The 11856-nt window shown below is 72.9% G+C and carries 13 protein-coding genes and 1 tRNA gene; 7 read left to right on the top strand and 7 right to left on the bottom strand.

The window, feature by feature from the left end:
• Window positions 1–65 precede the first annotated feature (65 nt).
• The 3 genes from ACGFIE_RS13435 to ACGFIE_RS13425 all read right to left on the bottom strand — a co-directional run bounded on the left by ACGFIE_RS13435 (window position 66) and on the right by ACGFIE_RS13425 (window position 3605).
• Window positions 66–1037 (bottom strand): hypothetical protein, encoded by a 972-nt coding sequence (locus ACGFIE_RS13435; RefSeq protein WP_393294206.1) that lies wholly within the window; start codon window positions 1035–1037, stop codon window positions 66–68.
• 151 nt (window positions 1038–1188) lie between these two features.
• On the bottom strand, window positions 1189–1923 hold the full coding sequence (locus tag ACGFIE_RS13430; protein WP_393294204.1) for a YcnI family protein: 735 nt from the start codon (window positions 1921–1923) through the stop codon (window positions 1189–1191).
• A gap of 17 nt (window positions 1924–1940) precedes the next feature.
• Window positions 1941–3605 carry a copper resistance CopC/CopD family protein gene (locus ACGFIE_RS13425; protein ID WP_393294649.1) on the bottom strand — a complete coding sequence of 555 codons (1665 nt, stop codon included), beginning with the start codon at window positions 3603–3605 and terminating at the stop codon, window positions 1941–1943.
• 202 nt (window positions 3606–3807) lie between these two features.
• Here ACGFIE_RS13425 and ACGFIE_RS13420 point away from each other — a divergent pair, with 202 nt between their 5' ends.
• The 4 genes from ACGFIE_RS13420 to ACGFIE_RS13405 are packed head-to-tail and all read left to right on the top strand — an operon-like array spanning window position 3808 to window position 6751.
• Window positions 3808–4389 carry a sigma-70 family RNA polymerase sigma factor gene (locus ACGFIE_RS13420; RefSeq protein WP_393294202.1) on the top strand — a complete coding sequence of 194 codons (582 nt, stop codon included), beginning with the start codon at window positions 3808–3810 and terminating at the stop codon, window positions 4387–4389.
• 31 nt (window positions 4390–4420) lie between these two features.
• Window positions 4421–4945, top strand: coding sequence for a MauE/DoxX family redox-associated membrane protein (locus ACGFIE_RS13415; protein WP_393294200.1), 525 nt, complete (start codon window positions 4421–4423; stop codon window positions 4943–4945).
• Complete coding sequence (locus tag ACGFIE_RS13410; RefSeq protein WP_393294198.1) at window positions 4938–5654, top strand: DsbA family protein; 717 nt, start codon at window positions 4938–4940, stop codon at window positions 5652–5654. The genes ACGFIE_RS13415 and ACGFIE_RS13410 overlap by 8 nt, the downstream gene beginning before the upstream one ends.
• Window positions 5651–6751, top strand: coding sequence for a hypothetical protein (locus ACGFIE_RS13405; RefSeq protein WP_393294196.1), 1101 nt, complete (start codon window positions 5651–5653; stop codon window positions 6749–6751). The genes ACGFIE_RS13410 and ACGFIE_RS13405 overlap by 4 nt, the downstream gene beginning before the upstream one ends.
• Here ACGFIE_RS13405 and ACGFIE_RS13400 read toward each other — a convergent pair.
• The 4 genes from ACGFIE_RS13400 to ACGFIE_RS13385 are packed head-to-tail and all read right to left on the bottom strand — an operon-like array spanning window position 6727 to window position 9412.
• Entirely contained in the window at window positions 6727–7485 is a 759-nt protein-coding gene (locus tag ACGFIE_RS13400; RefSeq protein ID WP_363679096.1) for an ABC transporter ATP-binding protein, read from the bottom strand. The two genes, ACGFIE_RS13405 and ACGFIE_RS13400, sit on opposite strands and share 25 nt — an antisense overlap.
• The gene (gene cbiQ / locus ACGFIE_RS13395; protein WP_393294194.1) at window positions 7482–8252 is read right to left on the bottom strand and encodes a cobalt ECF transporter T component CbiQ; all 771 of its coding nucleotides are present in this window, start codon (window positions 8250–8252) and stop codon (window positions 7482–7484) included. Before cbiQ ends, ACGFIE_RS13400 begins: the two co-directional genes overlap by 4 nt.
• A gap of 15 nt (window positions 8253–8267) precedes the next feature.
• Complete coding sequence (locus ACGFIE_RS13390) at window positions 8268–8699, bottom strand: PDGLE domain-containing protein (RefSeq protein ID WP_393294192.1); 432 nt, start codon at window positions 8697–8699, stop codon at window positions 8268–8270.
• Complete coding sequence (locus ACGFIE_RS13385; RefSeq protein WP_363679090.1) at window positions 8696–9412, bottom strand: energy-coupling factor ABC transporter permease; 717 nt, start codon at window positions 9410–9412, stop codon at window positions 8696–8698. Before ACGFIE_RS13385 ends, ACGFIE_RS13390 begins: the two co-directional genes overlap by 4 nt.
• A gap of 285 nt (window positions 9413–9697) precedes the next feature.
• Here ACGFIE_RS13385 and bcp point away from each other — a divergent pair, with 285 nt between their 5' ends.
• The 3 genes from bcp (at window position 9698) to ACGFIE_RS13370 (ending at window position 11808) form a co-directional block, all read left to right on the top strand.
• Window positions 9698–10174 (top strand): thioredoxin-dependent thiol peroxidase, encoded by a 477-nt coding sequence (gene bcp, locus ACGFIE_RS13380; protein WP_393294190.1) that lies wholly within the window; start codon window positions 9698–9700, stop codon window positions 10172–10174.
• Window positions 10175–11107: 933 nt separating this feature from the next.
• Window positions 11108–11190 (top strand) — tRNA-Leu (locus ACGFIE_RS13375).
• A gap of 90 nt (window positions 11191–11280) precedes the next feature.
• On the top strand, window positions 11281–11808 hold the full coding sequence (locus ACGFIE_RS13370) for a GNAT family N-acetyltransferase (RefSeq protein ID WP_393294188.1): 528 nt from the start codon (window positions 11281–11283) through the stop codon (window positions 11806–11808).
• Window positions 11809–11856: the final 48 nt, after the last annotated feature.

The raw sequence follows: 11856 nt of genomic DNA, 5'->3' as shown, positions 1-11856 counted from the left end.
GCACCGATCCCCGGTGAGAGTGGCCCTCCGCGTCGGCAGCGCGGAGGGCCACTCGCCGCCGTCAGCTAGGGCACCGGCCGTGTCGTGGGTTCGGCGCCGGCGGGCGGCCACGCCAGGCTCAACGCCACCTCCGGCGGTCGGGGCAGTCGCGACGGCGCGTCCAGGTCGGCGAGGGTGACCGGCCGGGTCGGTTCGGCCCCGGTCGCCGGCCGGGACGACTCGGCCGCGCCAACGCCGACCGAAGCGAGTTGCCGCACCGCCGGCGGTGGTGCGGCCGCCTGGGAAGCCCGGGCGCTCAGGCCGGTGAGCGACGTGACCCCGAGCCGGCCGGCGAGCACCGGCACCTGATCCGGTTCGACCACGAAGACCACCTCTCGCGCACGCGGCGGGCGCAGCAGGAGCAGCACCGCGCCCGCCACCAGCAGCACCCCCGTCGCCAGCAGACCCCAGGTGACCGGCGCGACCCAACCCGCGCGCAGTTCGGCGTGCAGCTCCAGGCTCAGGTCGGCGCGACCGTCCGGGCGCATCACCACCAGGCTCATCGACTCGGCGTCCAACTCGTCGGCACTCCACTCCAGCGTGCCGACCCCCTCGCGTACCCAGAAGGGAAGCCCGAGCGGGGGGAGCGCCGCACCGGCGGTCGGGGCCGCGGCCGGGACCGCCGGGTCAATGCGGACCGGCAGCGGACCTCGGGCCAGGGCCACCCGGCGGACCGAGGCGTACGGCACGGGCTCCAGCCACCTGCGCACCTCGGCGGTGGGTGCGAGCCCCACGAAGGCCGGTCCGTCGGGCGTACGGGCGTCGAGCCGGAGGCGGGTCTGCGCGCCGCGCGCGAAGGGCGCCTCCCGCCGCAGCAGACGGTCGAGGTCGGTGACCACTACCGCGTGCCCGGGTGTGCGGACCGTCTCGAACCGGGCGGCGAAGGCCCCGCCGGGGTCGGCGTGCCGGGTGACGAGCCACAGCCCGCCGCCGACGGACAGCGCCAGAATCCCGATGACCAACAGCAGCATTCCGCTGATCGCCCGCACGAACCGCATTCGCAGCGTCCCCCTCCGTAGCCAGATACCCGGCCGACCTTACCGACGTACACCGGTTGATCAGGGGATATCGACGGCACGGCCAGCTTTGGTTCCGGGAAGCACGCTGGCCCGCCGGAAACTCCGGCAGGCCAGCGGGTGAGCGAGGCGGTCAGGACTTGACGACCGGGCCCCGGCGGGTGCGGGCGAACGCCAACCCGCCGAACACCAGGCCGGCCAGGCCGGTGGCGACGCCTGCGATGCCGAGGCCGACCGCGGCGCCGACGCTCTCGTCGTCGTCATCATCGGCCGCGGCGACGGCCGAGGCGGCCGGGGCGCCCGACGCCGACGGCGCCGCGGCGGCGGCAAGGGTGAGCACCGGAGCGGGCTTCTCCGGCTCCTCGCCGCCCGGCTGCGGCTCGTCGATCCAGCGCACCACGTTGCCGTCCGAGTACGTCTGCAGGGTCTTGAAGACCATGGTCTCGACCTTCGGCAGCGGCCCCATGGAGACGCCGAACTCCTGGAACTGGCCCGGCTTGACCGCCGCGTCCCCGGTGGCCGTCCAGGTGATCTTGGAGATCGCCTCGGTGAGCTGGCTGCCGTGCACCTCGATCGGCGGGTTCACCTTGCGCTTCTCCGTCGCCACGGTCCAGCCGGGCACCGGGATGGTCGACACCGACCCGACCGGAGCGTTCTCCGGCAGCACGACCTCCAGTTTGGTGGTCGACGCGGAGTCGCTCTCGTTGGGCACCCGGAAGGCCACCCGGGCGTAGCCGCCCTGGGTCGCCTCCTTCGGGTTCACCGTGACGTGGGCGGACGCCGGCCCGGCGAACCCGAGCACGGCGGTGGCGACGGCGGTGAACGCCAGGGCGGCAGCGGCGGATGCGGTACGCCGGAGTCGGGTCATGAGCGTGGGGAACCTCTCTAACGGATGGGCACGGTGGCGGTCACCGTGGCCTGGTCGATGTCGGACGTGCGAACGGTGATCTTCAACTGCCAGTCGCCGGCGGCCGGCAGGCTGACGTCGCCGTAGGAGTGGCTGTCGGTCAACGGCAGCAGCGGCAGCTCGATCGGCTCGATCCCGGCCGAGGGCAGCGCGGCGGTCGCCCGCCACTCCGCCACCGGAAGCGGCTGGTTGTCCTTGCCGTACGCGTACAGGTGCACCGAGTTGTTGCCCCGCCGCGCCGGATCCAGCTCGACCTGGAGGGTGAAGAGCGAGCTGGTCAGGGTGGTGGAGAAGAGCCCCGACTCGGTGCCGGACGGGCCGGCCACGGCGGTACGGGCGGGCGTGGTCTGCACAAGCGTCGCCGACAGCCCCAGCACCACCACGGTCACGGCCAACTCCACCAGGACCGCCCGGCGCACCCGCGTCGGGCGCTGCGCCGCCGTGCGCCGACGGACCAACTGCCGGGAGTACGCGGCCACGCCGATCACGATCGCGAACAGCGCGATCTTGGCGAGCAGCAGTTGCCCGTACGTGGTGGTGAACAGGGCGTCCGGGGTGGCCACCTCGATCAGCGCCTGGACGGTGCCGGCCAACAGCAGTGCCGAGACGGCCAGCGCCGCCCAGCGCGACCAGATCGGCAGGATCGCGCCCAACTCCCGCTCGTCGGCCTGGCGCAGCAGGAAGACGGCGAGCATCAGCAGCCCGCCCAGCCAGACCGCCATGCTGCCCAGGTGCACCGCGTCGACGACCACGGAGACCGCCGGCGCCGGGGAGGCCGCGGGGTGCCCGGCCAGCGGCCAGGTCAGCAGGGCCGCCACGCCGAGCACGGCCAGGATGATCGCGTCGGTGCGACCGGCCGGCCGGGTCAGCAGCGGCCGCAGCAGGAACGCCGAGGCCGCGAGCAGGCCGAGCCGGACCAGGTGGGCGGCGCCGAAGGCACTGCCGAACACGCTGCCGAACCCCTCGCCGGTCACCTCGAAGAGGCCACCACCGGCGGTGTAGGGCACCTGCAACCACAGGTCGGCGAGGGTGGCGAAGGCCACCAGGCCAAGGCCGGTCCAGGCCAGCCGGGCCGGACCCCGCCGGGGAAGCCGACGCGGCCACAGTGCGGCGAGCACCAGCGCCGGCCCGACCAGCAACACCAGACCGGCGTAGCCGAGGAAGCGGGCCACCTTCACGGCGTTCTCCACCACCGGGTCGGCGCGGCTGTCGTTGCCGGAATCGACAGGCGGTGTCGAGGGCGCCCCCACCGAGTAGGTGAACGCGCCGGAGACCGGGTGGCTGTCGGCGGAGATCACCCGGAAGGTCACCAGGTACGTGCCGCGCTGACCGGCCGGATCCACCGGAATGGTGACCACGGCGCCGTCGAAGGACGGCTCACCCCGGTCGGCCCGGGAGCCGTCCGGCCCGATGACCCGGACCTTGTCGGGGACCTTGCGGACCGACTCGCTGAACGTGAGCACCACCTCGCCCGGCCCGCTCGGCACCACCGACGAGGCGGCCGGGCTGGTGCTCGACAGCACCGCGTGGGCGCTGGCCGGGGTGGCGGGCGCGATCAACAGGGCGACGGCGGTGACCAGGAGGCCGGCGGCGGCAGCCAGCCGGGCGATCCAGCGGCGGGGTGCGACAGTCATGCCGGCCATGGTCGCCGACGGACCTGTCAGTCGGCGACCCGAGGCGGAGGAACGGCTCACCTCTGGCCAGCCGCCAGCGCCGCGCACGAGGGGTCGCGTGTCATGAGCAGGTAGTCGAACGGCGGCGGGAAAAAGTTCCCGACGTGGTGCAGACCATCCAAGCGGCGAAGAATCCTGACGCCACCCCCGGCGGCGCGTAACCTGGTCTGTCGTGATCCCCGTCCCGCGTGACTCCGCAGCCGCCGGTGCGACAGATGACGTCGCACGGGACCCGGCGACCGAGTCTGCCCTGACCGCGCGCGACGGCGACCCCGCAGCCCAGGCCGTGTTCGTCCGCCTGACGCAGGCCGAGGTGTGGCGCTTCGTCGCCGCCCTGGTGGGCCCGGACAGCGCCGACGACCTCACCCAGGAGACGTACCTGCGGGCGTTTCGGGCCCTGCCGGTGTTCGAGGGCCGCTCCAGCGTCCGCACGTGGCTGCTCGGCATCGCCCGACGGGCCTGCGCCGACCACCTGCGGACGGTGATCCGGCGTCGTCGCCTCGACGAGCAGCTGGCCGCGAACGCGTACACCGACCGTCCGCACCCCGACCCGGCCGGGCAGCTCGGGGCCACCGACCTCGTGCGTCGGCTGAGCCCCGAGCGACGCGCGGCGTTCGTGCTCACCCAACTGCTCGGCCTGTCGTACGCCGAGGCCGCCGCCGTCGAGGGGGTGCCGGTGGGCACCATCCGCTCCCGGGTCGCCCGAGCCCGCGACGAGCTGGTCGAGGCCGTCGGCGACGCCCAGACCGGTTGAGCCGGAACTTCCGGCACCGACGGGACGACAAATGAACGTGACCGCACCCCCCAACCGGGCCGGCCGTTGGGCGGCCGTCCGGCCCTGGCTCAGCACGGCGGCCCGCCTCGGCCTCGCCGCCGTCTGGTTGGTCGCCGGGGCGTCGAAGGTCGGCGACCTGGCCGCCTCCGGCCGGGCCGTGAACGCCTACCAGGTGCTGCCCTACGACGTGACGACAGTGGTCGGCGCCGCGCTGCCCTTCGTCGAGCTGGCCCTGGGCGTGCTGCTGCTGCTCGGGCTGGCCACCCGGCTCAGCGCGGCCGTCTCCGTGGCGCTGCTGCTGGTCTTCATCGCGGGGATCTCCTCAGCCTGGGCGCGTGGCCTGGCCATCGACTGCGGCTGCTTCGGCAGCGGCGGGCAGCTCGCCGAGGGACAGGCCCCGAGTTACCTCCCGGAGATCCTGCGGGACCTGGGATTCTTGGTGCTGGCCGGATTTCTGGTGATCTGGCCGCGTACGCCCGTGTCGGTGGACGGGTGGCTGTCCGCCGAACCCGCCGTGGAGGACGAGGATGAGTAGTCGCAAGGGGCAACGGGACGCGGCCCGCGTGGTCCGCGAGCAACTGGCCCGCGAACGACGCCGCCGCCGCACGCTCTGGGTCTCCGCCGCCGCCGTCGCCGTGCTTGTCATCGCCGGCCTGATCGGCTGGAGCGTCTGGTCCAGCCAACGCTCCGACAGCTTCACCACCCCGCCCGGCGCCAACGGGCCCGGCACCGGCATCGTCACCGGGGGCGGGCCGGTCACCGTCGACGTCTACGAGGACTTCCTCTGCCCGGTCTGCAAGCAGTTCGAGCAGAGCACCGGCGCGACGCTGGAGCAGCTGGTGTCCGACAACAAGGCGAAGGTCGTCTACCACCCCGTCGCGTTCCTCAACCGCTTCTCCACGACCGAGTACTCGACGCGCTCCTCCGCCGCCTCCGGCTGCGCGGCGGCCGGCGGCAAGTTCCGCGAGTACGCCAAGGCGCTCTTCGCCAAGCAGCCACCCGAGGGCAGCGCCGGGCTCGGCAACGACGAGCTGATCGACATCGGCGTCGGCGTGGGACTGGACCGGGGCTCCTTCGGAGGCTGCGTCTCCGACGGCACGTACAAGACGTGGACCGAGCACGTCACCGACGAGGCCGGCCGCAGCGAGGTCACCGGCACGCCCACAGTCCTGGTCAACGGCCAGCCCCTCGCCGACCGCAGCCCGCAGGGCCTCATCGCAGCCGTGGCGGCGGCCGGCAGGTGATCCGTACGCTGCTGGCGCGCGCCACACTGATCGCCGCCACCGCCTGCGCGGCGACGCTGCTCACCGCGGCGCCCGCCGCCGCGCACGGCGCGGACGCGCCGGACGGCACCGACTACCGCACAGGCGTCACAGGCGTCACGCCGGCCCGGCAGGGCCTGACAGTACGGGCGATCGAGGCGGGCGCCCGGCTGGAGCTGACCAACCGCACCGGCCGGGCGATCGAGGTGATCGGCTACTCCGGTGAGCCGTACCTGCGGGTCGGCCCGGACGGCGTGTACGAGAACAGCCGGTCCCCCGCCACCTACCTCAACCGCACCCTCGCCGGGGACACCGCGCTGCCGGCCGACGCGGACCCGGCCGCCCCGCCGTCCTGGCGGCGCGTCGACGACGGGGTCACCGTGCGCTGGCACGACCAGCGCGCACTGTGGCAGGAGTCGGCGCCACCCGACGCGGCACGCCTCGCGCCGGAGCGTACGCACCGGGTGCGGGACTGGACGATCCCGCTGCGCGACGGCGCAGACCCCGCACAGATAACCGGCACGCTGGACTGGGTACCGCCGCCGGACGCGTACACCTGGTGGACCGTGACAATCGTCGGCCTGCTCGCGGTGGGCGCGCTCGGGCTGCTCGCCGCCACCTCCACGGCCGGCGCCCGGGCATTGTCCGCGGTGGGCGTGCTGCTGCTCCTCGGCGGCGCGGTCGCCGTGCTCTACCCGGTGGGGCGGGAACTGGACGCCGGCGCCCAGGGCGTCGGCGGGGTGCTCGCCGGGCTGCTGGGCGGTCAGGTCTGGGCGCTGCTCACCGGCCTGGGCGCGCTCGCCGCCGGTGGTTACGCGCTGGCCCGCCGCCCGGCCGCCGACTTCGCGGTGGCGCTGGCCGGCGCCTGCCTGGCCCTCTTCGCGGGAGTGGCGAACGCGTCGGTGTTCACCCGGTCGGTCGTCGGAGTGCCGTGGTCAGCCGGGGTCGCCCGCGTCATGGTGGCCGCGGTCCTCACCACCGGCGTCGGCGCGACAGCGGCCGGGATCCTCCGCCTGCACGCCGCCTCCCGCGCCGCCACAGCACCATCGGGGCGTTACGGCCGGGGAGTGAAGCCGTAGGGGAGTTCGAGACGGTGGCGTGCCAGCAGGGGCTCGTCGCCCAGCAGGTCGAGGGTGGGGGCGTCGGCGACGATCCGGCCGCCGTCCAGGATCACCGAACGTTCGCACAGCTCCGCCGCGTACGGCAGGTCGTGGGTGACCATGAGCAGGGTCACCGGCAGGCCGCGCAGGATCTCGGCCAGCTCGCGCCGGGCCGCCGGGTCCAGGTTCGACGACGGCTCGTCCAGCACCAGGATCTCCGGGTGCATGGCCAGCACCGTCGCCACCGCCACCCGCCGTCGCTGCCCGAACGAGAGGTGCTGCGGCGCTCGGGCCCGATGCTCGCTCATCCCGACGGCGGCCAGCGCCTCGTCCACCCGGGCGGCCAGCTCCGCGCCGCGCAGGCCCAGGTTGGCCGGCCCGAACGCGACATCCTCCGCCACCGTGGGCAGGAAGAGCTGGTCGTCCGGATCCTGGAAGACGATGCCCACGCGGCGGCGCACCTCGGCCAGGGTGGCCCGGTCCGGCGTGACGGTCAGCCCGCCGACGTGCACGCTGCCCTCGGTCGGGGTGAGGATGCCGTTGAGGTGCAGCACAAGCGTCGTCTTACCGGCGCCGTTGGGCCCCAGCAGTGCCACCCGGTCACCGCGCGGCACCGTCAGGTCCACCCCGTGCAGGGCCACGTGCCCGTCCGGGTACGCGTACCGGACGCCACGAACGTCCAGCGAGAGAGCGGTCTGCACGACACCGATCATGTCAGCACGACAGCGGCCGCGGCGATGGAGGCCGCCACCACCGGCACGGTCGCCGCGACCAACCACTGACCGGCGGTCGCCGCGCCGTCGCCCTGCCACACGGCGGGCATCCGCCCCGTGTAGCCCCGCGACAGCATCGCCAGGTACACCCGCTCGCCGCGCTCGAAGGCGCGCAGGAACAGCGCCCCGATGCCGGCGGCGAAGCCGCGCAGCTGCCACAGGAAGCGTGGGTCGTCGCCCCGGGAGATCCGCGCCACCCGCATCCGTCGCGCCTCGCCGACCAGCACGTCCAGGTAGCGCAGCATGAACGTGGCGATCTGGGTGAGCACCTGCGGACAGTGCAGCCGGTCCAACCCCACGATCAGGTCCCGGGTGGTGGTGGTCGCCGCGAGCAGCAGCGAGGCGAGCACACCGAGGGTGCCCTTGGCCAGGATGTTCCACGCGCCGTGCAGGCCGTCCTCGGACAGCCGCAGTCCCAGCACCTCGACCCGGTCGCCGGCGCCCAGGAACGGCAGCGCCACCGCGAACAGCACGAACGGCAGCTCGATCAACGCCCGGCTGAGCAGCCAGCGCGGCCCCACCCGGGCCAGCGCCGCCACCGCCGCCACCAGCAGGGCGTACGCCCCGAAGGCCCAGAACGCCTCGCGCGGGGTGGCCACCACGGCGATCGTGAAGACCACCATCGCCACGATCTTGACCTCGGGCGGGAGCCGGTGCATAGGCGAGGTCGACTCGCGGTACAGCACGTGCCCGTGACCGGCACCCATCGACGTACCCCCTGCTCAGCTGGTGTGGCGCGCGGCGGTGACGGCGTCGCCGGTCGCGCCCTCGGCGGCCGTCGCGTCGCCGTCGGCCGTGTCGTCGCCAGTGGTCGACGCGTCGCCCCGGCGGCGCAGCAGCCAGAAGGCGCCGCCGCCGATCGCGAAGGTCACCAGCACCCCGAGCACACCGGAGAGACCTGTCGAGACGAAGCTGTTCTCGATGCCCCGCACGCCGTAGTCGGCGAGCGGGCTGTCCCCCAGCTCGTGCTCGCGGGCCTGCTGCGCCGGGCAACTGCCACCGACGATGTTGTCGTCGGCGTCGACTGTGCAGCCCTTGAGCAGGGACGAGTCCAGGCCGTCCGGGTGCGACGAGGCGTAGTTGCTGACGACACCGGCGAGCAGCAGGGCGACCAGCAGACCGCCGGCCAGGAACGCCCAGGTTCGGTTCTTCATCGGACACCTCCGGAGACCTCGACGGCAGGGGTGGCGGGAGTGGGCAGCGCGCGCAGCGCGTACACCAGGTCGGGGCGCACCTTCGCGACGGTGAGCACCGTGGTCGCGGTGATCAGGCCCTCCCCGATGCCGATCAGCAGGTGCACGCCGGCCATCGTGCCGGCCAGGCCGGCGAGGTTGCCGCCCAGGTCGGTGGTGCCGCCCAGCCAGTACTCGACGACGAACCCCTGGGACGCGACCACCACGCTGAGAAGCGCCGCGACGAACGCCGTGACGGCCAGGCCGGCGCGCGTGCGCGGCAGCACCCGCAACAGCACGGCGATCAGCAGGTAAGCGGCGGCGGTGCCGATCAGCGCCATGTTGGTGATGTTCAGGCCGAGCATCGCCACACCACCGTCACCGAAGATCAGCGCCTGCACGACGAGCACCACGGCCACGCAGAGCGCGCCGACCCACGGCCCGACAAGCATCGCGGCGAGCGCGCCACCGAGCAGGTGACCGCTCACACCGGCCGTGAAGATCGGAAAGTTGAGCATCTGGACGGCGAAGATGAACGCCGCGACCAGGCCGGCCATCGGGGCGAGCCGGTCGTCCAGGTCCCGCCGGCCGCGCAGCACGCAAGCGGTGAGCGCGGCGAGCGCCAGGGCCGCGAAGACCGCCGCGACGGGACCGTCGATGATCCCGTTCGAGATGTGCATCGCCAGTGTCTCCACGCGACCTCCCACGCGTCAGCGGACCCATTCCGGGACCGGCGGGGTCAGCCTATTTCCTAGGACTTGTTGTTGCCAGACTCTGGCAACAACGCATGGCCTTGATCACCTTCGCGGCGCCCGCTCGGTCGCCGCTCGGTCGCCGCTCGGTCGCTTGATCGACTCGCTTTCCTGGAAACCGGGGTGTCCGCGGCTCGGGGACACCCCCGTTTCACGGAAGGCGAGTTGATCAACGCGCTGGCGCGCCGCCGACACCGACACCGGCGCGCCCGGCGGTAGGGTCGGGCCATGACCGCGCCCGACCGCCTCTCCCCCGGTGACCCCGCACCCGAGTTCACCCTCCCCACCGACACCGGCGACCAGCTCTCCCTGGCCGACCTGCGCGGCCGCAAGGTGGTCCTGTACGCCTACCCGGCGGCGATGACCCCCGGCTGCACCAAGCAGGCGTGCGACTTCCGCGACTCGCTCGCCTCGCTCCAGGCGGCCGGCTACGAGGTGGTCGGCATCTCACCCGACAAGCCGGAGAAGCTGGCGAAGTTCCGCGACCGCGACGCCATCACCTTCCCGCTCGTGTCGGACACGGACAGGGCGGTGCTTACCGCGTACGGCGCGTACGGCGAGAAGCAGCTGTACGGCAAGACCGTCACCGGCGTGATCCGCTCGACCTTCGTCATCGACCCCGACGGCAAGATCGAACGCGCGCTCTACAACGTCAAGGCCACCGGGCACGTCGCCAAACTCCGCCGCGACCTCGGCCTGGACTGACCCTGTCGTACGGTCTCGTTACCGTGCGTCAATGGTTCGATACAAGTACACGCCCGACGCGCTGGCGCAGGCAGCCGCCGTTGCGCGCAACATCACCGAGGTGATGCGCCTGCTCGGCGTCCGGGTCAGTGGCGGCTCCCATGCCCACATCAGCCGGCAGCTCAAGAGGTTCGGCATCGACACGTCGCACTTCACGGGGCAGGCGCACAACCGAGGCGTACGGCGGAGGACATCAGCACAGCTCCTGGTCCAAATGCCCGAGGGGTCCCGACGGACGCCAGGTGTGCGATTGAAGCGGGCCCTCGCCACACTCGGTGTGCCGGAGGAGTGCGAAGCGTGCGGGACAGGGCCGGTCTGGCGAGGCGCACCACTGGTCCTGCACGTCGACCACATCAACGGTGACTTCCTCGACAACCGGCCACCGAACCTGCGGCTCCTCTGCCCGAACTGCCACAGTCAGACCGAGACATCCGCCGGCCGGCGGAACCGGGTTCGCGATCTCGCCACAACCGTGCCCACGGCGGGCGGTGGCGGGGATTGCGCGCACGAGACGGCGGCTTCCGAGCGCCGACCGGTGACGCGGGAGGAGATCGTCGGCCTTTTCGGCCGGGTCGACGCGCAGCAGATGACGGCCCTGGAAGCGGCACAGCACCTGGGCTGGCACCCGTCATACCTGCACAAGGTTCGGCGGATGCTCGAGCGAGAGGGCGTGTTGACACCGCGTCCGGACCGCAGCTGGCGTTCGCGGGCTTGTCGTGACGCGGTGATCGAACAAGCGCTGGCCAATCCGGATGTCGGGCCGAAGCGGCTGTCGGGATCCTGCGCAACCTGCCCGACGGGCAGTGCACGGTGGGCCACGGCACGATCTCCACAATCCTCAGGGAGGCGGGGCTCAACACCGTCGAAGCCAGACGCTCTAGACTCAGCGAGTTGGCGGGAGTGGCGTAACGGCAGCCGCGATAGGTTTAGGTCCTATTGTCCGAAAGGGCGTAGGGGTTCGAATCCCCTCTCCCGCACAATTCAACACAGGTTTCGTACGCGGGGCCCGCTGTCGAACGCGTCACGGTCGCGGGCCATGAGCCTGGTCGAGCAGCCAGGATGGCGCCGTGACTCTGCGCTTCGTCCTCGATCCCGAGCTGACCCCACGGCTGCGCGCCGAGATCGTCGCCCTCTGGGTGGACGTCAGCAACGCCGGTGGCGCTGTCGGATTCGTACCCCCGGTCACCACCACCGATGTCCGTACGATCGCCGACCCGACGTTCGCGGGCATCGCCGACGGGCCCGACCGGCTGCTGGTCGGGTACGACGACGGGCGGCCGGTGGCGGTGCTGGTCTTCTGTGACAACCGGTTCGGCCTCAAGGCGCACTGGTGTGTGCTGAAGCGCGTGATGGTCCACCCGGACACCCAGGGTGCGGGCCACGGGTCGGCGCTCATGCGCGAGGCCGCCCGGCTGGGTCGCGCGTGGGGCCACGAGGCGCTGCACGTGACGGTGCGCGACGGGTTGGGGCTGGACGGGTTCTACCGCCGTCTCGGGTACCGGGAGATCGGCCGGCTGCCGGGCGCGCTGCGGGTGGCGCCGGGCGACGACCGCGACGAGATCCTCATGTGGCTCGACCTGACACCAACCGACTGACCAGCCAGCCACACCGCGCCGCCGACGACACCAGGCCGACGGCGACAA

The organism is Micromonospora sp. NPDC049275 (assembly GCF_043197115.1).
Classification (GTDB): domain Bacteria; phylum Actinomycetota; class Actinomycetes; order Mycobacteriales; family Micromonosporaceae; genus Micromonospora.
This window is presented reverse-complemented; position numbering and strand designations above follow the sequence as displayed.

Coding starts and splice junctions, on each gene's coding strand:
- ACGFIE_RS13435 (WP_393294206.1), bottom strand. CDS start 1,037: ATGCGGTTCGTGCGGGCGATCAGCGGAATGCTGCTGTTGGTCATCGGG.
- ACGFIE_RS13430 (WP_393294204.1), bottom strand. CDS start 1,923: ATGACCCGACTCCGGCGTACCGCATCCGCCGCTGCCGCCCTGGCGTTC.
- ACGFIE_RS13425 (WP_393294649.1), bottom strand. CDS start 3,605: ATGGCCGGCATGACTGTCGCACCCCGCCGCTGGATCGCCCGGCTGGCT.
- ACGFIE_RS13415 (WP_393294200.1), top strand. CDS start 4,421: ATGAACGTGACCGCACCCCCCAACCGGGCCGGCCGTTGGGCGGCCGTC.
- ACGFIE_RS13410 (WP_393294198.1), top strand. CDS start 4,938: ATGAGTAGTCGCAAGGGGCAACGGGACGCGGCCCGCGTGGTCCGCGAG.
- ACGFIE_RS13400 (WP_363679096.1), bottom strand. CDS start 7,485: ATGATCGGTGTCGTGCAGACCGCTCTCTCGCTGGACGTTCGTGGCGTC.
- cbiQ (WP_393294194.1), bottom strand. CDS start 8,252: ATGGGTGCCGGTCACGGGCACGTGCTGTACCGCGAGTCGACCTCGCCT.
- ACGFIE_RS13390 (WP_393294192.1), bottom strand. CDS start 8,699: ATGAAGAACCGAACCTGGGCGTTCCTGGCCGGCGGTCTGCTGGTCGCC.
- bcp (WP_393294190.1), top strand. CDS start 9,698: ATGACCGCGCCCGACCGCCTCTCCCCCGGTGACCCCGCACCCGAGTTC.